A 19,312-nucleotide genomic window follows, 5' to 3' on the forward strand; every position below is an offset into this window, starting at 1 on the left:
ACTTTGCTAGAGTAGATCCATGGAAAAAAATCAGAAGAAACTCTTATTAATCGATGATGATGCGCGCATTCGTGAATTGCTCACTCGCTACTTAACCGAGCAAGGTTTCGAGGTAGACGTTTATGCCGACGCAAGTATGCTGGAAAAACGTCTCCAGCAAAAAAGGCCGCATCTATTGATTCTGGATCTCATGCTACCAGGGGAAGATGGGCTATCGGTTTGCCGCAAAATCCGTGCGCAAGGCGATACTCTACCTATTATCATGCTGACCGCTAGAGGCGAAGAGATTGATCGAATCATTGGGTTAGAAATGGGGGCGGATGACTATCTCCCCAAACCATTCAATCCGAGAGAATTATTAGCCAGAATTCAAGCAGTGCTAAGAAGGCATGCAACGCCCTCTGCGTTGGCTGCCACTTTCACCCCGGGCGAAACCTATGAATTTTCTGACTTTGTTTTAGATGCGGGTCAACGCAAATTATTCCGCGATGGCGAAGACTTGCAACTAAGCCAAGCCGAATTCTCCTTGCTTAAAGTGCTAGTCATGCATCCTCGACACCCGTTATCGAGAGAACGTTTATTAGAGCTTTCTCGAGGCCGCGAGTTTGAGGCGTATGACCGAAGTGTGGACGTACAAATTTCGCGCATCCGCAAACTAATCGAGCCGGATCCTGCCAACCCCTCCTTTGTACAAACAGTATGGGGCTTTGGTTATGTATTTGTGCCGGATGGGGGCGCTCGTTGAGCAAGTGGAAGTCCAAATGGTGGCCAGAGAGTTTATTTGCTCGGCTCACCATCTTATTTTTGTTTATTTTGGTCATCACCCAATCTGCGCTAGTCAGCTATTTTCACTTTAATCGCGATCGGCAGATGGCGCGGCAGGTGAGCGAACAAGTGATTGATGCCGTCGCCGAATTAGAAAGCGCATTAGAAGGGCTTTCTAATGACGACAGGCAAGAGTTCATCGAGGCTTACAATCGTCCTTACGGGATTAACCTTCTCCCCTTTGTTAGCAACCCAATTCACAAGCCCTTAGACACGGACAACCGCTTAGTTAGAGGAATTGAGAAACAACTAGCCAACTACCACTTACCCGTTAATCAGGTGGGTGTTCAGCACCACCCTAAATGGCGTTTATGGCTATCGGTTGAAATCGGCGGCAAATCTTATTGGCTGACCGTTCCGCTTGGACGCTGGCAAAACGACAGTCCGAATCAGTTTATTTTAACGGTAGTTCTACTCACCCTTGCCGCCCTTGTCGCCGCTGCTTGGATTACGTGGCGAATGAGTCGACCGTTAAGGCGACTACACGATGCTAGTAAAGCACTAGCAGCGGGCAATACACCGGACGTCCTACCCGAAGAAGGGCCGGCAGAGTTACGTAGCCTCTCTAGAGAGTTTAATCAGATGGTGGCTGCACTGGCAGCAACGGAAAAAGAACGCCGGCTGATGTTAGCGGGTATTAGCCATGATATCCGCACACCATTAACACGCTTGAGACTCAGCATTGAGATGATGTCAGACGACTATCTAAAAGATGGTATGTGTATTGATGTGGCGGATATTGAGCGAATTGTTCAGCAATTCACCGCCTTTATTGGTGGAGAGCCAGAAGAAAGCATGGTCGACACCGACTTATCGGCCTTATTGGGTGGTGTAGTTGAGCGAGCAAGTCGCTCAGGACAAGCAATCACCGCGAATTTAAGCACCGACGTGTTTGCCAAGGTTCACCCGTTAGCGATTGAGCGGCTAATGAATAACTTATTGGATAACGCCAAGCGCTATGCCAATACCCCCGTAGACGTCTCGTTAAGTTCGACGAATGAATCTATCCAAATTGAAGTGCGTGATTTTGGCCCCGGGGTACCGGAAAGCGAGTTAACGTCGATTAGCGAACCATTTGTCCGTGGCAATAAAGCACGGGGTGGCGATGGCGGTAGTGGATTAGGGTTGGCAATTGTTGAACGGATTGTGAAACATCATCATGGCAGCATCCATTTTCAAAATCACCCTGAAGGCGGGTTCATTGTAAAAGTAAGCCTACCCACTACACGCGCTTAAGTGCTAGGTGCGGGCATACCGCCTACAGCCTATTTCTGTCATTTTAGATCCTCTGCCAGGACGTACAAACATTGCAGTAGACAATTGTTTCTCATTGCCGGCCATCATCTTTTTGATGGCATGGTATCCGTCTGATCGTTGCGTATGAGTAGAGGCTGGCTGCATGCCATACTTTTGCCTAAGCACGGACAGCTGCTCTGGCACCTCGACATAGAATTCACTCCCTTTGTCAGACCAGTAATGAATGGCATTCACCGAATACCCCATTACCTTAATCCCATCAGGAACAAACCAAACCCCCTCCGGCGGCCCCGGGGGAACTAGGTCGGACAGCATAAACCCCATTCCTTTTAATTGTTGCAAGAAATGCGGGGAGGTCACCGCAGCTTCGAATGTTGCTTGGCAAACAGCATTTTCATTTACCCATTTCACCACTGCCGCATGCCCAACGGGGTAATCACTCGCCGCAATTGCCTGCCTAAGGCAGAGCAACAGAGCAAAACCAGCAGAGCGCCATAGCCTGCCAATACGTGACCGCGATTTCATCAAAAAACCTTTTGTTCTCATTAATACTATTTAAATTATTTAGCGAGCTTAACAAGCCCTATTTAGGCTGTACCGGTACAGTAAATGACAGATGAACCCTGACAGTTAAAAGAGAATTATTTTGTTTTTTGCAGTGCAGCGAATACGTCACGGTGATACAATTTAATTATCGCGGGAAGTGCCCCGCTTTTGAGACCACTCAACAATGGACTTACCTAGTTATCCCTGGATGACCAAACCCTCTTTACAGAATTAATCCGCTCTTATTCAGCGCTGCCGAGCCCTGATGGGGCAGAGGACGGCGTATGACAACAGAATTCAACATTGAAAATGCAGAAAACTTGCAGAGCTATCTGCAAGAAGTTTTAGATTTATTACATCGTCAATCACAAACGACAGATTCGCTTGCGAAACCGGATGTATCAGAATCTGAACAAGCCATTCTTCTTCAGACACAATCAGAAACACATCAGCAACTTCAGCAGTTATTAGATGATCTGCACCCTGCGGATATTGCACACATCTTAGAAGCGCTTCCGCTGAAAGATCGTTTGGCAATCTGGCACCTAGTCAGTGCCGATAACGATGGCGATATTTTGCTAGAAGTATCCGATGCGGTGCGAAGCACACTGATTGCGGATATGGACGACGAAGAGTTGCTTGCCGCGGCAGAAACCCTCGATACGGATGAACTTGCCGATCTAGCGCCTGACTTGCCTGATGACGTGATGGCTGACTTGCTCACCACGCTAGATACACAGGAACGAGAGCGCCTTCAATCAGCGATGTCTTATGACGACGACCAAGTCGGCTCGCTCATGGATTACGACATGGTCAGCATCCGTGATGACGTCACGCTTGAAGTGGTGCTTCGTTATCTAAGGCGTTTTGAAGAGTTGCCAACTCATACCGACAAACTCTTCGTGATTGATCATGTTGGCGTATTAAAAGGCATTTTGCCATTAAAACGCCTACTTCTGAATGCGCCAGAAAAAACCGTTGCGGAAGTGATGTCGGATGACCCGGTCACGTTCTTCCCATCAGATGAAAATGCAGAAGCTGCGAAAGCATTTGAGCGTTACGATTTGATTTCTGCACCAGTAGTCGATGCATCTGGCAAACTCTGCGGTCGCCTCACTGTCGACCAAATGGTGGATGTGATTCGAGAGCAGTCTGACAGCGAAGCATTAAATCGTGCCGGTTTGCGCGAAGAAGAAGATATGTTTGCCCCTCCACTTAAATCAGCCAAGAACCGCTGGTTGTGGGTAGCGATTAACTTATGTACCGCATTTATTGCTTCACGGGTGATTGGGGCATTCGAAGGTACCATTTCGCATATTGTTGAGCTAGCAGGATTAGCGACGATTATTTCGGGTATCTGCGGAAACACAGGCACGCAAACCACGACCCTAATGATTCGTGGATTAGCACTCAAACAAATTAGCCCGCATAACGTAGGGAAGATTTTTGCGAAAGAGATTATTATCGCGATCATGACGGGAGTCCTCTGGGGCGGGATTACCGGCTTCTTAGCGTATTTAATTTATGGCAAGCCCGCATTAGGTTTAGTGATGGCAACCGCGATGCTACTTAACTTAGTAGTCGCTGCATTAGTTGGCATGCTTATCCCAATTACCATGCAAAAACTAGGTCGAGACCCTGCATTTGGTTCTAGCGTATTGCTCACCTTTATGACTGATAGCATCGGGTTCTTTATCTTATTGGGCCTTGCTACTGTGTTCTTACTTCACTAAGCGGCATTTATGCAAACCATTACAGCCTTAATTGCCACCTCAGGCCTAGATAAAGTCGATAGCCGAGTACTGATGCAACATGTACTCGGCGTTTCGCGTGCTTGGTTAATTGCGCACGGAGATGAATTTCTCTCTGAAGAACAACTTGTGCAATTCCAATCCCTTATTGCAAGGAGACAAAGCGGTGAGCCAGTTGCCTATTTGGTCGGCTATCGCGAGTTTTGGGGTAGAGATTTTAGGGTGACGAGTGATGTACTGATTCCTCGGCCAGAAACCGAATTGCTCATTGAAGAAGCGTTAGCAAGACTGCCGAAAGAGAAACCACTTAATATCATTGATATTGGCACAGGTTCTGGCTGCATCGCGATTACGCTAAAACTAGAATCGCCCAATTGGTCTGTGTACGGCTTAGACATATCCGCTGCAGCACTGGCAGTGGCTACACAAAATGCAATGCAATTAAAAGCAGATGTAACTTGGCTTGAAAACGACCTACTAAACAACTTAATCCGATTTGGTTATTTACCCAAGTTCGATGCGATCATCTCTAATCCGCCTTACATTCCTCAGGGGGACCCACACTTATCGGAAGGTGATTTAAGATTTGAGCCAAGCAGTGCATTAACAGACTTTAGCGACGGACTAGAATGCTACAAGCATATAGCTAACCATGGTAAAGACTGGCTAAACCCAGATGGTCTAATCTTAGTAGAGCATGGTTATGATCAAGGTGAATCTGTGCCAAAAGTCTTTCAAAATGAAGACTGGATTGCTCATGACATCAGTGATTACGCCGGCAATCCGCGTATCTGCGTTGCGACACTGAAACAATAACAGCGTCCAACTATTCAGTTAACTGACTCTGTGGTATTGTTTAGAATTAACAGGTTTTCACAATAAACCGATATGTCGACACGCCATCAGAAACAGACAATTGAATTCACCGAGCGCGCCAATAATCGCGCCAAGCGTGAACTGTACCTGATCATTATCATCGGTTTAGCCATCACGTACTTACTCCTTATTATTGGTGGGTACGAGCGGATAGTTAAATTACTCAACCGATATGAAGCCTACCAACTCGGTGACGTCTTTACTGGCATGTTGGCGACCGGCGCACTCAGCCTTATCTATTCTCTTCGCCGCCTATTTGATGTCAAACATGAAATCTCATTGCGCACGGAAACCGAAGCACAATTAGAACATTTAGCCTTTCATGATTCGCTGACAGGGTTACCGAATCGCCGTCATCTGCAAACCTATTTTGAATCAGAGATCGAACAAAACATCAAACAAGGCAGGCATTTTATTGGCATTATTGACCTCAATGGGTTTAAAACGATTAATGATTTATATGGTCATCCAATTGGTGATTTACTCTTAACAGAAGTTGCCCAAAGGCTTCGTACCGCATTAGCACCACATTTTGTCTGTCGTCTGAGTGGGGATGAATTTGCGTTTATTTTGAAGTTTGTACAACGACAAGATGAAGCACATCAAATTATTAACTGGGCAGCAGAACAGTTGAGCAGCCCTTATCCACTTCAAGGCCATATCATCCAAAATAGCGCAACGTTTGGGCTCGCACACTTTCCCGCGCATGGCACAGATCTCTCCACATTATTAAGACGAGCAGATGTGGCGCTCTACCAAGCTAAACACGATCCAACTAGCCACTTGCATTTTTTTGATCCGACCATGGACCAAGAAATTGAACGAAGATCACAAATAGAAATGGCTATCAGAAATGGTATGGATTTCGGTTGGCTAACGCCACACTACCAACCCGTCATTCAACTCTCGAATGGTGAAGTGGCAGGATTTGAGTGCCTTGCAAGATTGTACGATCCAGAGCTTGGACACATCCCACCCAATATTTTTATTGAAGTAGCCGAACAGTACAATCTCATCAGCCAAGTCACCGCCTATCTTCTAGAGAAAGCGTGTATAGATGCGATGCAATGGCCAGACTCATTACATCTGGCATTTAATTTGTCACCATTACAGTTAAAAGACCCCGCAACGGTCAATCAAATTCTCTCCGTCCTAAATAAAACAGGATTTCCACCGGCACGGTTAACGTTGGAAATTGTCGAAAATGCGATTGTCTCCCATGTTGCTATTGCAACGGCAATTTTGGAACAACTTCGTTCGGCTGGCATTCGAATTTCGTTAGACGATTTTGGTACCGGCTACTCCAACCTCGGCCAGTTATGCAGTATTGAATTTGATTACTTAAAAATTGATCGTGCGTTTGTTCAGCAATGGCAATTTGAGCGCCATCACAAAATTCTGAGCACCGTCTTAGTACTTGGCCATGGTTTAGAAATGCAATTGATTGCAGAAGGCATTGAAACAGAAAGTCAGCTAGAATATCTACGACTATCGGGCTGCCAGTATGGACAAGGCTTTCTTTTCAGCCCGGGTATTCCAGCCAATCTCATATCAGGAATGTTAGACAATAAGCCATGGGGACGTTACTTTCAGCAACCTTAGACACACCACTAGATGCAGATGCATTTCAGGTCAGTGTGCGTCACTACAATGCTGAGCAACATCACCACAGCCATCCCTACACCCAAGCGCTTTTTTGTATTACTGGTCAACTAGACCTTGAACTAGAAAATCATGCGCATTTAATCAGCCCCGGGCAAGGCATCTATATTTCAGCAAGCGATCGCCATGGGTTTTATGGCATGCTAAACCCAGCTTGCTTAGTGGTTAATCTGCCAGAAGCCGTGAACGGTACAACAAAGCAAGCCTTCCAACTGCCAGCAGATGCGATTGCGTCGCTACATCAGCTACACAATCGATTAAAGTATGCGCCAGATGATCCATTATTATTAATGAGCATTCGCCAGCAAATACGCCAATGGAGCAACATCAACCACTCTCCAAGTGCGAAAAGATTACTAAACTTTCAACGGCTAGATGAGTGGATCAATGAACAGCTGGTTAATCCCGATCTGGATGTGGCCGCGTTAGCCAACCTAAGCCATTGGTCTGTTGCCCACTTCCGCGAGCGATTTACCCAAGAGATCGGCATCACGCCTGCCAAACTCATCCAACAACGCCGCAGCCTACTTGCCCAATCACTATTAAAAGCGGGCTACAGTGTTGCAGCAGTTTCTGCCCGCTGCGGTTATCAAAGCCCGTCCGCCCTTACCGCGATGCTCAAACAAACCATCGGCAAAACGGCGAGAGAAATCAGTTCAGATCAATAAAATCCGCGTTTTGCGATGATTTGAGTCCCCATCTCACTCTACACTCATCCCATTATTGATCACCCGCATCCGGAAATAGCATGGGAATTGTCGCTGCATTATTTGCCATCATTCTTTGGGGGGCATTAGCCATCTTAGGCGTTTCGCTCTCGAATGTACCGCCCTTTTTACTCACCGGCGCTAGTTTGTTAGTTGGCGGAGTGCTCACGCTTCCTTACTTCAAGCAATGGAAGCTCCCCTTAAAAACTTTTTTACTCGGTATTTATGGTTTATTTGGCTTTCACTTTTTGCTATTTATGGCGCTTCGATACGCACCACCTATTGAGGCCAATTTAATTAACTATCTATGGCCATTGTTAATTGTCTTGCTAACCCCTGTTTTTCTACCTGGCATGAAATTACGTTCGGTACACTGGATCGCGGCGATTGCAGGTGCAATTGGCGCAGTTCTTGCCATTAGCGGAGGTAAAGCCATCAATTGGTCTGGCGGTGGAATCGGCTACCTTTTTGCAGCCATGTCTGCCACGGTATGGGCAACCTATTCTTTAGGAATCAAACGCGTCTCCCCCTTTCCTACCGCCGCAGTAGGCGGGATTTGTTTGTTATCAGCTGGGCTATCCTTAAGTTGCCACCTTCTGTTTGAATCCACACCCAATCTAAGCACCCAACAATGGTTACTCATTGGCCTATTAGGCATTGGCCCAATGGGAATTGCGTTTTATCTGTGGGATTGGGCGATGAAACATGGGGACCCAAGAAGAATTGGCGTATTGGCAAACTTAACCCCTGTACTATCGACAATTTTGCTGCATCTTTATACAGGTAGAACACTGACGCTCTATATTGCTGGCGCAGCCATTCTGATTACCGGTGCGGCAGGGATGGTATGGTGGAGTGAACAAAGAAGAAATCGTGTAAATCCTTCTTAATTCACTCTTTTTTGGCTAGAAAATCTACTAATTTCTACCTGAGACCTCCCCATTTTCTATCGAATTTTGATAGTATCGGGGAGTTTAAAACTCAGACTGACGCACCTTATATGCACCAAATACAGCGACTCGCCACGGAAATTGTGAGCAAGGTGCTTACCGGCCGCAACCTGACAGAAACCTTATCAGATGCGCTCCGCCAAAATCCTACGCTAACACCGCAACAAAAAGGCGCCATTCGTGACTTATGCTATGGCACCTTACGTCATTACAATCAATTAGACGCACTGGTCAAACGCATGGTGCTGCATGCACCTTCCGACGCCAGAATTTCTATGTTGCTCATGATCGCGATCTATCAATTGCGATTCACTAGCGCAGCCCCTTACGCCATTGTTGACCATGCAGTTAAGCTGACTGCCAAGTGGTTTGAGCCAGGTAAGGGTCTCGTGAATGCGGTATTACGTCGCGTGCAACGTGAAGGCAATAAGCTTTGGGCAGAGGCTTGCCAAAAGCCTGCGATTCGCTACGGTTTACCACAATGGTGGCTAGAAAAGTGGCAAAAAGACTACCCTAGCAATTGGGAGGCCATTGCAGAAGCTAGCTTAAGCCATCCGCCAATGAGTCTTCGGGTCAACCCGCATCATACAACTCCGACAGATTACCTTCAGTTACTGAGTAACGAAGGAATGGATGCAGCAATCATTGCAGAAAATGCAATTAAATTAGCCCAGCCAGTGCCGGTAGATCGCCTTCCTCACTTCCAAGAGGGATGGGTTTCGGTTCAAGATGCTGGCGCACAAGCCTCTGCACGTTTACTAGACGTAGCGGACGGAATGAAAGTGCTGGATGCGTGTGCGGCGCCAGGTGGAAAAACTTGCCATCTACTAGAACAGCATTCGCTCACGCTCACCGCCTTAGACATTGATGCGACACGACTAAAACGTGTCGAGGAAAACTTACAACGCTTGCAATTGACCGCAGCGTTAAAAGTTGGCAATGCCAATCAGCCTAAGACATGGTGGGATGGACAAGCATTTGATCGCATTTTATTAGATGTGCCATGCAGTGCTTCTGGTGTGATTCGCCGTAATCCTGATATTAAATGGCACCGCCTTGCAAAAGATATCGCCACATTTGTGAAAGAACAGTCTGATATTCTGGAAGCAATTTGGCCTTGCCTAGCAGCTGGCGGTAAGTTGCTATATGCCACTTGTTCGGTATTTCCGGAAGAAAACCAAGATCAGATTAGCCAATTCCTAGCGAAGCACCCTGATGCCAAGTTAGAGCCACTATCTGACAACAGCCCATACTTGCAATACTTCCCTTCTGCAGACACAGATGGATTTTTCTTTGCTCGTTTAGTGAAACAATGATCAAACGTTACCTTAGACTTTTACTCATCTCTCTTGCCGTCAGCCTATCATCGGCGGCATATGCAGATATCTCATTTAGAAGTTCTAGGGTAACTGTGACGGATGATGGGTATCAACTAAATGCGCATTTCAACTGTGCACTCACCCCAAGCCTAGAAGACGCTTTACGACAAGGCGTCTCTCTCGGGTTTGTCATTGATTTAGAAATTAATAAATCTCGTCGATATTGGTTTGATGCCAACTTGGCCAATCTGCAAAAGCGCTATCGGCTTAGCTACTATGCGCTCACCCGCCAATATAAGCTCTACTATGGTGGACTCGTTCAAAACTTTTCGAGGCTAGATACCGCACTCGGCGCGATGTGTAATCCACCCGCTTGGAATATCCTAGAAAAAAGTATCGTCGAACCGGGCCTGAGTGCCCGAATTCGGATGCAGTTAGATACTGACCAACTGCCAAAACCGTTTCAGATTAATACCATTACCTCAAAAGAGTGGTCATTAGACTCTGATTGGAAAACCATTTCTCTGACATCGGATAGTAACCCATGAAGAAGTTACTTTTAATTAGTCTGGGAATGGCACTGGTCGTTTTGTATCTGCTGGCCATGGCGTCAGCCAATACCTCTCGCTTTACCGGCCACTACAACCAAATGCTGATCATCAACATTGCGGTATTAACGGCAATGGTCTCCTTGGTTGGCTATCAGCTATGGCAACTTCGCAAAAAGCTTAAAGCGGGTATCTTTGGTTCTAAACTCACACTACGATTAGTGATGATGTTTGCCCTCGTTGCCGTATTACCTGGCGCATTGGTTTACCTTGTTTCTTTCCAGTTTTTAACCAAGAGTATTGATACTTGGTTTGATGTCAAAGTCGATACCGCTTTAGACCGAGGGCTCAGTTTAGGGCAAGTTGCGCTAGACCATGTTCGCCAAGAGCAAGAAAAAAATACGCTGGTGATTGCTAGGCAATTGGCCGATAAAAAAGGGGATTTAGTAAGCAACTTATATCCTTTACAAGAACAGACGGGTATACATCAACTTGGTGTATTTACTGCGCGCGGCACCTTACTCGCTTTTGCGGGACCTAGTTCACCAGACAACCCTACGCCGTTAGAAATCAACCAAGTAAGAACCGGGCCTGTTTCGACTATCGAATCGGATCAGAAACTGGGCCTATTTGTGCGGGTACTCGTACCACTCAGCAATAATTTACTCGGTACAGACTCCCGAATATTGGTACTGCAGCAACCAGTGCCCAAACAGTTAGCCGAAGATGCCGATGCCCTTGAGTCCATCCGCAGCGACTACAAAAGTTTGATGCTGTCTCGTGGGAGTTTGCAAACCTTATATACCGTCACTCTGACGCTAAGCTTGCTGCTTGCATTGCTAAGTGTATTAGCACTTGCCTTTTTCCTCTCGGATAGACTTTCTGCCCCGCTCACGGTACTCGCTGCAGGCACCCGAGCGGTTGCCCAAGGGGATTACAGCCAGCGCCACGCAGTGCAGTCGAGAGACGAGCTTGGTATGCTCACGCTGCAATTTAACCGGATGACGAGGCAATTGGCTGAGGCTCGTGATAGTGTCGAGCATCAACAACTCGCGCTAACCGCCACCAATGAATATTTAGAAAGCTTGTTAGCCAACCTTACCACCGGTGTATTGGCCTTTGACGTAGAAATGCACTTACGTTCAGCCAACACAGGTGCGGGTAATATCCTTGGTGTAGACATTCAAACCCTGCAAGGGAAAGCCCTGTCTATCTGGCAAAATGAACAACCCTTACTAGCCGACTTTGCGGTCAAAATTGGGACTGCATTCAAAGAATCAATGGCAGAAAACTGGCAAACCGAACTGGTCCATGAAGGCCCTAAAGGCGCTCAGACGCTCTTGCTTCGCGGAAGCCATTTGCCATCGGCAGAACATGGCTTTGTCTTGGTATTTGACGACATTACCGATCTGATCCAAGCTCAGCGACAAGCGGCTTGGGGGGAAGTCGCCAGACGGTTGGCACATGAAATCAAAAACCCACTGACGCCGATTCAATTATCTGCAGAGCGTCTACAATTTAAGCTGGCAGAGAAGCTTAGTGGCCAAGATGTAGAAATGCTCAACCGAAGCACACAAACCATTGTGAATCAGGTTGCCGCACTAAAAAATATGGTCGAAGACTTCAAAGAATATGCTAGAGCACCTAAGCAACGTTTCTCACAATTGGATTTTCATGAGTTAATTCAAGAGGTATTAACCCTTTATGAATCTGGCAATCAGGTGAAAGCATCCCTGCCAAGTGGCCCAGTATTCGTCAATGGGGATGCAACTCGTTTGCGTCAAGTCTTGCATAACTTGCTGCAAAACGCGCAAGATGCAGTTAGCGGAGTAGAAAATCCTGAAATTCAGGTAAAAACCTTACTTGGAACACATGACATTCAGCTGACAGTATCTGATAATGGAGCAGGATTTCCGGCAGATCTCATGACCCGGATTTTCGAGCCCTATGTAACCACGAAGGCAAAAGGGACGGGCCTAGGGTTAGCCATTGTGAAAAAAATATGCGAAGAACACCACGGTAGTATCCAGATTCAGAACCGCGAACCAAATGGTGCGCAGGTAACTATCGTACTACCTAGACTGCAAGAGCAGCCGGAGGAAGCAATATGAGTGGCAATGAAATCCTGATTGTCGATGACGAAATGGGCATCAGGGAACTGTTATCAGAAATTTTGCAGGACGAAGGTTACACCGTTAGATTGGCTGAAAATGCAGCACAAGCCAGAAACTACCGTAACCAACAACGCCCAGACTTGGTCTTATTAGACATCTGGATGCCCGATTGCGATGGCATTACCTTACTAAAAGAGTGGGCTCGCGCCGGCCAATTGACGATGCCTGTGGTGATGATGTCTGGCCACGCGACAATTGATACCGCCGTTGAAGCAACCCGCATTGGCGCGCTTGATTTTATGGAAAAGCCGATTGCGCTCCAGAAATTACTTTCCACGGTACAACGCGCATTAAAACGCAGCGGTGTGCAGCACCAACCAGAACAATCACTGGCCAGCCTTGGTAAAGGCGAAGCCATCATGGATTTAAAGGCAAGACTCGATCAAATCTTGCCGCAAAAGCTACCGGTGTTACTCACAGGTGAGTTTGGTGTGGCCTTTGAGCCTTGCGCTAGGTACTTGTTTAACCCCAATACTCCTTGGGTCACACTAACGACGCCACAGACCCTTATTGACGCGCCATTGACGCTGCTAGAACAGGCCCGTGAAGGCTTATTGTTTGTGCCAGAAGTATCTGAACTACCTCGACGTGCACAATCTGGCTTGCTGCTGTTAATTAACAAGCTCGAGAAATTCCATGTTCGCTTAGTGGCAACAACCACACGCCCATTACTGCCATTAGTGACCGAGCGCACCTTTGATCAAGGTTTGTACCATGCGCTGAGTACCCTAACCGTCGTCGTGCCGCCACTTAGACAACACGCAGATGATATCCCTGATTTGGCAAAACAACAGTTGAACCAACTGATTGAGAGCAAGAAAGTGCCGTCGAAGAAATTATCGACGGCTGCGCTGAATCTGATGCGCCAGCACGCATGGCCAGGTAATCATCAAGAGTTATTGCAAGTTGTTCAGTCTGCCGCATTAACCGCACCTGAAGAAGAAATTTCAGAAGCGGATGTGTCACCATTACTGCAGCAGCGTGCGATTGTTGAACCTCAACCGATTGAGGCAGCGCCTTCAATCAACAGCTTAATCTCTTTTGACCAACCACTGCGTGAAGCAAGAGACGAATTTGAGCGCTTATATCTGGAATACCACCTGCGTGAAACAGGTGGAAATATGAGCCAAGTCGCCGAGCGTGTTGGGTTGGAAAGAACCCATCTGTATCGAAAACTAAAACAACTTGGCGTGAGTATTGGTAGAAGAAATAATCAGGATGAAGATAATTAAGGAAATTTTGTTATAATTAGCCAACTAACAAATTCCCCAATTCCCTTTATCTAGCTGGTAGACAATTATGAGTAAAACATTTCAAGAGTATTTAGCTGAACTACCAACGATTGATCAGGTAGCGGCCATTGAATTAGCAACCAACGCAGGTGAAGTGGTTGCAAGAATTGAAAATCGTCCTGGTACAGCTGCATCTGCCAGACTGTACCATGCCTTATTTACTGAGTTTGGCAGCATTACTGTAGAAGCTGCGCAAAAAGGAATCATTCAATACGCAGAACATACGGAAGATGCCAAAGTAAACCCTGGCAAACATCCAAATATCGATCGCTTATTTGCGATTGAAAAAGGAGAGTTATCTCCATTAAGCGTGACAGTGATTGCCGCTTAATTAAGCACATAGGCCATGTTTTCCCTCATCCGTTCATGGCCTGTTCCTTCGCTCTGCCAATCTATTCTTTGGTGGCAACGGCTACTTTTTCTCGCTTCGATTAGTTTTGCACCTGCTGCATTCGCAGAAGAAGTACTTCAACTCGTCACCGAAAATGATCCGCCACTTAGCTTCGAACAAGATGGCTTGGCGGCAGGGGAAATCACCGACGTCTTAAGAAAATCATTCGCTAATCTCAATTTACCCTTCCATTCGGAAGTTTGGTCTTGGCCAAGAGCGATTGAAGCCGCCAAATCAAAACCAAACTATTGTGTCTATGGCACAGCTAGAACCAAAGAGCGCGAAGCAGATTTCAAATGGGTTGGCCCGATTGCGGTAATGGATTGGATGATCTACGCAAAAAAAGGCATGCACCACCCGAAGCAAATCTCTGACTTAAAAAATGAATCGATTGGGGGATGCCGAGACGATGCCATTTCTCTTTGGTTAATCCAACATGGCTATAAAGTCGATTTAGCATCTGAAGATGTACACAACCCTGCCAAGTTGCTCATCGGACGATTTAATTATTGGGCAAGTTCGCGAACAAGAGGAGATGCCATTCTCTCTTCGCAACATCTTGGCAATCAACTAGCGCCTATTATTCAATTTGGCAGCAGCAAACTTTACCTAGCCTGCAATAAACACGTCCCTGACACGACCATCAGTAAATTAAATCGCGTAGTTCGACTGTTTGCTCATAACACACCAGTCCCTCATTGAAGATAACCTGCATCACGTTTATTTCGCGTGATAATCCTCGCGACCATAGCCGGTCATCCCCATTAGCCCCCGTACCACCCCATAGGCAAACCAAGGTAAAACACGATATCCCCACCATTGTTTACGAATTGTCTCTTCGCCCACCTCTACGCCACCAAGCGCCAACTCATTGAGTAAATCTTTGCGTAACTGCTTTGCAAAAGCAGGATGCTGGATAATAAGATTCGCTTCTCTTGCTAACAAAATGGAGAATGGATCAATATTACTAGAACCAACAGTCACCCATTGGCCATCAATAACTGCCACCTTTGCATGCATATACGCACGGTGATATTCCACGATTCGGATGCCCGCCATTAAGAGTTGCCGAAAGAAACCACGGCAGGCAAATTGTAACAATGCTTGATCTCTTCGGCCCTGTAATAGCAAGGTCACTTTCACGCCTCGCTTCGCCGCATGGAGCAAGGCCTGTCTGAATCGAATACCCGGAAGGAAGTAGGCATTGGCGATCATAATTTCTTTTTGTGAGGAAGCGATCGCTTCAAGGTAGGCCGATTCAATATCTCGACGGTGAAGGCTATTATCTCGAATAATTAACTTTGCCGGATAGTGGCTAGTTTCATCCGCCTCTTTGGGCGTGCGGCATGGCAACCAATGTGGTTTTAACTGGAACTGACATGTTCGTCGCCACATGCTCATCATGGTCATCGCAATATCACGACAAACGGGACCGACTACCCTAACGGCGTAATCAAACCGAGGCACAGTTTCACCAGGATCACGGTCATTGACGATATTAATCCCCCCAACAAAGCCAATCACCCCGTCAATCAAGACCAACTTGCGGTGCAATCGGCGAAGCCGCTTCTTTTTGAAAGAAAAGAGAGTGATCTCGGGTCGAAATTTCAGCGCACAAACACCACTGGCAAGTAACTGCTGCCATTGATCATCTGGGTAGTTTTTTGAACCAAAACCATCGATGAGTAAGTGCACTTGCACACCACGCTTAGCGGCGGCAATCAATGCTTCGGTTACCCGCAAACCGGTTTCATCGTTGGCAAATATATAGGTTTCAATCCAGACGGATTCGCGTGCGCCCGCAATAGCGGACAAGAGGGCTGGAAAAAAGGCCGTTCCATCCCTTAGTAAGGAAAGATGGTTGTTAGAAAACTCAGGCAAACCTTGTCTCTCTGAAATTGAGGGTCAGAGATGAGGATAATCACTACCTGTCATAAGAGCAACAAGTAGTGATTGAATTACAGCGCAATATTATCGATTAAGCGCGTTTGGCCATTAAATGCCGCGACCAATAGACGAGAAGGCGTTTGAAGGTCAGTGCAAGGAGATAGATCTACTTCACTACGCCATTCAAAGTACTGATTCTTCCAGCCATGCTCTTCTAAAGCCTGCATAGTGGCTTGCTGAATGTCCGCCCAAACACCACCTTGCTTCAGTGCTTCACGTGCATTTTGAAGTAACTGATATAGTCGCGTCGCTTCTTGGCGCTCTGTTGGATTCAAATATTGGTTTCGAGAACTCATGGCGAGGCCATCGGTTTCGCGGACAATATCACCACCAATAATTTGAATTGGATGATTCATCTGCTTCGTCATTTCACGCAAGATGAGATACTGCTGAAAATCTTTTAAACCAAAAACCGCTGCATCTGGGCGAATAACATTGAAAAGTTTACTCACCACCGTGCAAACACCTTGAAAATGTCCTGGACGAAATGCGCCGCACAACGTATTAGCTAGCAATTCAGGTGGTTCAACCAAGTAGCTTTGAGGTACCGGATAAAGAACCGTTTCGGAAGGATGGAACACCGCATGACAGCCGTTAGCTGCTAATAATGCACTATCTCTTTCAAAGGTTCGCGGGTAACGATCAAAGTCTTCATTTGGGCCAAACTGAAGACGATTCACAAAAATACTGACCACCACTTCATCAGCGTATTGGCGAGCCAACTTCACGAGGGATAAATGACCTTCGTGTAAATTACCCATTGTTGGCACTAGCGCCAAGGTTTTTCCTGGCTTACGGAAAGCCGCTACGTCTTCAGGTGTGGCTAAAATTTGCATACTTCATCCCCAGCTACAATCGGGCGCAAAAAAAAGAAAGGTGCCAAAATCTGGCAGGAGGTGAAGTTTACACGGAATCGGCAAAGAATGGCGGATGAATTTGCTTATTTTTGCAGCAAACTAGCAAGGCATTCGCAACCATCTGATGGATTGCGTCACTCCGCACTAGTTTGCGTCACTCATACAGTTAAAAACTGTTTTCTGCAGTTGGAAAGCTCGCGTCTTTTACTGCATTTACATAGGCTTTGACGGCAGCTTGGATACTACTTTGACCCTTCATGAAATTTTTCACAAAACGCGCTTTCTTGCCAGGGTAAATATCTAACATGTCTTGCAAAACCAGCACTTGTCCGTGGCAATCGACCCCGGCACCAATGCCAATGGTAGCAGCAGTCGTTAAGCTAGCGGTAATTTCAGCCGCCAATTTGGCTGGCACTGCCTCTAGCACAATCATGCTGACCCCAGCCGCTTCCAAGGCCAATGCTTCTGCCTTTAGGCGCTCGGCTGCTGCATCCGTTTTGCCTTGTACTTTATAACCGCCTAATGTGTTCACAGACTGAGGGGTCAAACCGATGTGGCCACATACAGGGACGCCACGTGCAACCAAGAAGCGAACGGTTTCTAGCATATGCTCGCCACCTTCTAGTTTGACCATATGGGCACCGGCAGACATCAAGGTGACACTACTCGCCATTGCTTGTTGCGGGCTTTCTAGATAGGCACCAAACGGTAAGTCAGCCAGAATAAGGCTACGTGTTGCCTTACGTGCAACACAACGAGTATGGTAGGCCACTTCTTCTAGCGTCACAGGGATCGTCGAGGTATGGCCTTGCATGACCATACCTAAAGAGTCCCCAATTAACATCACATCCACACCGGCCTCATCCAGTACGCTCGAAAATGTCGCGTCATAACAGGTAAGCATGGCAATTTTCTGGCCTTGTTTTGCCATGTTTTGGAGGGTGCTAGTGGTAATTTGCATGATGTTCTCGCTAATCTGTATATTTTTTACACAAAGACGGTCAGCCTTTGGTCCATCTCGGCAGGGTCAATGGTGATTGAGCCCTTTTCACGGTTAATCCCCTTTGTTGAAGAATTCCCGCGTGCCACGCATATTGTTGACGCGTCGCAACAATAACGCAAAATCCGTTTCGGATTCAAGATCCATATGTTCAACATTCACCATTAAAACTGGTGCGGCGCCATATCCATAAAAGAAACTACTATACCGCTGAGCTACTCTTCTCAATAATCCATCTTGCAAGTCTGGCACATGTGGATAGGCGATTTTTCTAACATGTTCAACTAACCAGTTGGGAGATGCCTGAAGAGAAATCACCAAATCGGGTTTCGGCAAGGCTGGCGCCAGCTTTTGATACATCATTTGGTAAAGCGGCAGTTCCTCGCTACTTAACATTAACTCTGCGTATAAATTATCTTTTTCTAGCAAGAAGTCCGTCACGATGCCTTGCTCGAATAAATCATGCTGAACAATTGGTTCTAGCTTCCGAATACGCTGAATGAGAAAAGATAACTGGGTAGGCAGCGCGTAACGAGCCGGCTCCTGATAAAAGCGAGGAAGAAATGGGTTCTCTGTTGGCTCATCTGCCAAAAAGCGCTTGCCAGAACAATCTGCCAACCGTTTCGCTAACGCTGTTTTACCAATACCACACGGCCCATCGACAACAATATAGCGGTACGGTCGTAGCATATAGCTCTCTTATCAAGAAGCGATTGGTAACGGAAAAAAAGGCTGCCTTGCTTCAATTCGTTGATCTTGGCAGGCGGCTAACCAAGGGGTTAATGCACCAATGCCCGGCATTTCCAATGTTGGCGCCAGTTCGGCTAATGGCACAAGCACAAATGCACGTAGATGCATCCTTGGATGCGGCAAAATCATTCTAGGATCAGAGGACACTAGCTGATCATACATCAGTAGATCTAAATCCAAGGTGCGGGGTGCATTGGCAAACAAACGCTCTCGTCCCCCTTCAAACTCTAATTCGAACATCAAATCGAGCAATTCGTTTGCTGCTAAGGTCGTTTCCACTTCTGCAACCGCGTTGTAAAAATCGGGCTGGTTGTCATAACCCACCGGTGCAGTCACATAATAACGAGAGGCCCGTACCTGATGAATCGCTGGGTGCTCAGACAATTTTGTCAGTGCCGTCTGCATTTGGGCGACTGGGTCACCCAAATTACCACCGAGTGCAATATATGCCCTTGCCACG

At 46.7% G+C, this 19,312-nt stretch carries 19 protein-coding genes; 13 read left to right on the top strand and 6 right to left on the bottom strand.

What is annotated here, in order from left to right; translation table 11 throughout:
- Nucleotides 1-19: 19 nt before the first annotated feature.
- Together ompR and LIN78_RS11235 are read left to right on the top strand one after the other, a co-directional pair.
- A complete protein-coding gene (ompR, locus tag LIN78_RS11230) occupies nt 20-745 on the top strand; it encodes an osmolarity response regulator transcription factor OmpR (protein WP_227180921.1) in 726 nt (241 codons plus the stop codon).
- Nucleotides 742-2,061, top strand: coding sequence for an ATP-binding protein (locus LIN78_RS11235; RefSeq protein WP_227180922.1), 1,320 nt, complete (start codon nt 742-744; stop codon nt 2,059-2,061). The genes ompR and LIN78_RS11235 overlap by 4 nt, the downstream gene beginning before the upstream one ends.
- Before the next feature lie 3 nt (nt 2,062-2,064).
- Here LIN78_RS11235 and LIN78_RS11240 read toward each other — a convergent pair whose 3' ends face one another.
- The gene (locus LIN78_RS11240; protein WP_227180923.1) at nt 2,065-2,607 is read right to left on the bottom strand and encodes a hypothetical protein; all 543 of its coding nucleotides are present in this window, start codon (nt 2,605-2,607) and stop codon (nt 2,065-2,067) included.
- A gap of 305 nt (nt 2,608-2,912) precedes the next feature.
- Here LIN78_RS11240 and mgtE point away from each other — a divergent pair, with 305 nt between their 5' ends.
- From mgtE to LIN78_RS11295, 11 genes are all read left to right on the top strand, one after another.
- Complete coding sequence (gene mgtE / locus LIN78_RS11245; RefSeq protein WP_227180924.1) at nt 2,913-4,361, top strand: magnesium transporter; 1,449 nt, start codon at nt 2,913-2,915, stop codon at nt 4,359-4,361.
- 9 nt (nt 4,362-4,370) lie between these two features.
- Nucleotides 4,371-5,195 (top strand): peptide chain release factor N(5)-glutamine methyltransferase, encoded by an 825-nt coding sequence (gene prmC, locus LIN78_RS11250; protein WP_227180925.1) that lies wholly within the window; start codon nt 4,371-4,373, stop codon nt 5,193-5,195.
- A 72-nt stretch (nt 5,196-5,267) separates the two neighbouring features.
- Nucleotides 5,268-6,857, top strand: a complete 1,590-nt coding sequence (locus LIN78_RS11255; protein ID WP_227180926.1) for a putative bifunctional diguanylate cyclase/phosphodiesterase — start codon at nt 5,268-5,270, stop codon at nt 6,855-6,857.
- Nucleotides 6,830-7,585 (top strand): helix-turn-helix transcriptional regulator, encoded by a 756-nt coding sequence (locus LIN78_RS11260; protein ID WP_227180927.1) that lies wholly within the window; start codon nt 6,830-6,832, stop codon nt 7,583-7,585. Before LIN78_RS11255 ends, LIN78_RS11260 begins: the two co-directional genes overlap by 28 nt.
- An 80-nt stretch (nt 7,586-7,665) precedes the next feature.
- Nucleotides 7,666-8,514, top strand: a complete 849-nt coding sequence (locus LIN78_RS11265) for a DMT family transporter (protein WP_227180928.1) — start codon at nt 7,666-7,668, stop codon at nt 8,512-8,514.
- 110 nt (nt 8,515-8,624) lie between these two features.
- Entirely contained in the window at nt 8,625-9,890 is a 1,266-nt protein-coding gene (gene rsmB, locus LIN78_RS11270; protein WP_227180929.1) for a 16S rRNA (cytosine(967)-C(5))-methyltransferase RsmB, read from the top strand.
- Nucleotides 9,887-10,441 (top strand): DUF4390 domain-containing protein, encoded by a 555-nt coding sequence (locus tag LIN78_RS11275; protein WP_227180930.1) that lies wholly within the window; start codon nt 9,887-9,889, stop codon nt 10,439-10,441. The genes rsmB and LIN78_RS11275 overlap by 4 nt, the downstream gene beginning before the upstream one ends.
- Nucleotides 10,438-12,552: a sensor histidine kinase gene (locus tag LIN78_RS11280; RefSeq protein ID WP_227180931.1), complete on the top strand. Its 2,115-nt coding sequence runs from the start codon at nt 10,438-10,440 to the stop codon at nt 12,550-12,552. The genes LIN78_RS11275 and LIN78_RS11280 overlap by 4 nt, the downstream gene beginning before the upstream one ends.
- Nucleotides 12,549-13,847 carry a sigma-54-dependent transcriptional regulator gene (locus tag LIN78_RS11285; protein ID WP_227180932.1) on the top strand — a complete coding sequence of 433 codons (1,299 nt, stop codon included), beginning with the start codon at nt 12,549-12,551 and terminating at the stop codon, nt 13,845-13,847. The genes LIN78_RS11280 and LIN78_RS11285 overlap by 4 nt, the downstream gene beginning before the upstream one ends.
- A 67-nt stretch (nt 13,848-13,914) precedes the next feature.
- Nucleotides 13,915-14,238 carry a DUF2322 family protein gene (locus LIN78_RS11290; protein ID WP_227180933.1) on the top strand — a complete coding sequence of 108 codons (324 nt, stop codon included), beginning with the start codon at nt 13,915-13,917 and terminating at the stop codon, nt 14,236-14,238.
- Between the two features lie 15 nt (nt 14,239-14,253).
- Entirely contained in the window at nt 14,254-15,000 is a 747-nt protein-coding gene (locus LIN78_RS11295) for a substrate-binding periplasmic protein (protein WP_227180934.1), read from the top strand.
- Between the two features lie 18 nt (nt 15,001-15,018).
- On the opposite strand, the gene clsB is transcribed toward LIN78_RS11295, so the two are convergent.
- From clsB to folK, 5 genes are all read right to left on the bottom strand, one after another.
- A complete protein-coding gene (gene clsB / locus LIN78_RS11300; protein ID WP_227180935.1) occupies nt 15,019-16,179 on the bottom strand; it encodes a cardiolipin synthase ClsB in 1,161 nt (386 codons plus the stop codon).
- A 77-nt stretch (nt 16,180-16,256) separates the two neighbouring features.
- Nucleotides 16,257-17,081 (bottom strand): pantoate--beta-alanine ligase, encoded by an 825-nt coding sequence (panC, locus tag LIN78_RS11305; protein ID WP_227180936.1) that lies wholly within the window; start codon nt 17,079-17,081, stop codon nt 16,257-16,259.
- Nucleotides 17,082-17,268: 187 nt separating this feature from the next.
- Complete coding sequence (panB, locus tag LIN78_RS11310; RefSeq protein ID WP_227180937.1) at nt 17,269-18,063, bottom strand: 3-methyl-2-oxobutanoate hydroxymethyltransferase; 795 nt, start codon at nt 18,061-18,063, stop codon at nt 17,269-17,271.
- Nucleotides 18,064-18,156: 93 nt separating this feature from the next.
- Nucleotides 18,157-18,792 (bottom strand): deoxynucleoside kinase, encoded by a 636-nt coding sequence (locus LIN78_RS11315; protein ID WP_227180938.1) that lies wholly within the window; start codon nt 18,790-18,792, stop codon nt 18,157-18,159.
- 12 nt (nt 18,793-18,804) lie between these two features.
- Complete coding sequence (gene folK / locus LIN78_RS11320; RefSeq protein WP_227180939.1) at nt 18,805-19,311, bottom strand: 2-amino-4-hydroxy-6-hydroxymethyldihydropteridine diphosphokinase; 507 nt, start codon at nt 19,309-19,311, stop codon at nt 18,805-18,807.
- Nucleotide 19,312 lies beyond the last annotated feature (1 nt).

This window comes from Leeia speluncae, from assembly GCF_020564625.1.
Taxonomy (GTDB): Bacteria; Pseudomonadota; Gammaproteobacteria; order Burkholderiales; family Leeiaceae; genus Leeia; species Leeia speluncae.

Bases quoted from the DNA above. Each gene is read 5' to 3' on its own strand.
- ompR (WP_227180921.1), top strand. From the start codon at position 20: ATGGAAAAAAATCAGAAGAAACTCTTATTAATCGATGATGATGCGCGC.
- LIN78_RS11240 (WP_227180923.1), bottom strand. From the start codon at position 2,607: ATGAAATCGCGGTCACGTATTGGCAGGCTATGGCGCTCTGCTGGTTTT.
- mgtE (WP_227180924.1), top strand. From the start codon at position 2,913: ATGACAACAGAATTCAACATTGAAAATGCAGAAAACTTGCAGAGCTAT.
- prmC (WP_227180925.1), top strand. From the start codon at position 4,371: ATGCAAACCATTACAGCCTTAATTGCCACCTCAGGCCTAGATAAAGTC.
- LIN78_RS11255 (WP_227180926.1), top strand. From the start codon at position 5,268: ATGTCGACACGCCATCAGAAACAGACAATTGAATTCACCGAGCGCGCC.
- LIN78_RS11260 (WP_227180927.1), top strand. From the start codon at position 6,830: ATGGGGACGTTACTTTCAGCAACCTTAGACACACCACTAGATGCAGAT.
- LIN78_RS11265 (WP_227180928.1), top strand. From the start codon at position 7,666: ATGGGAATTGTCGCTGCATTATTTGCCATCATTCTTTGGGGGGCATTA.
- rsmB (WP_227180929.1), top strand. From the start codon at position 8,625: ATGCACCAAATACAGCGACTCGCCACGGAAATTGTGAGCAAGGTGCTT.
- LIN78_RS11275 (WP_227180930.1), top strand. From the start codon at position 9,887: ATGATCAAACGTTACCTTAGACTTTTACTCATCTCTCTTGCCGTCAGC.
- LIN78_RS11280 (WP_227180931.1), top strand. From the start codon at position 10,438: ATGAAGAAGTTACTTTTAATTAGTCTGGGAATGGCACTGGTCGTTTTG.
- LIN78_RS11285 (WP_227180932.1), top strand. From the start codon at position 12,549: ATGAGTGGCAATGAAATCCTGATTGTCGATGACGAAATGGGCATCAGG.
- LIN78_RS11290 (WP_227180933.1), top strand. From the start codon at position 13,915: ATGAGTAAAACATTTCAAGAGTATTTAGCTGAACTACCAACGATTGAT.
- LIN78_RS11295 (WP_227180934.1), top strand. From the start codon at position 14,254: ATGTTTTCCCTCATCCGTTCATGGCCTGTTCCTTCGCTCTGCCAATCT.
- panC (WP_227180936.1), bottom strand. From the start codon at position 17,081: ATGCAAATTTTAGCCACACCTGAAGACGTAGCGGCTTTCCGTAAGCCA.
- panB (WP_227180937.1), bottom strand. From the start codon at position 18,063: ATGCAAATTACCACTAGCACCCTCCAAAACATGGCAAAACAAGGCCAG.
- LIN78_RS11315 (WP_227180938.1), bottom strand. From the start codon at position 18,792: ATGCTACGACCGTACCGCTATATTGTTGTCGATGGGCCGTGTGGTATT.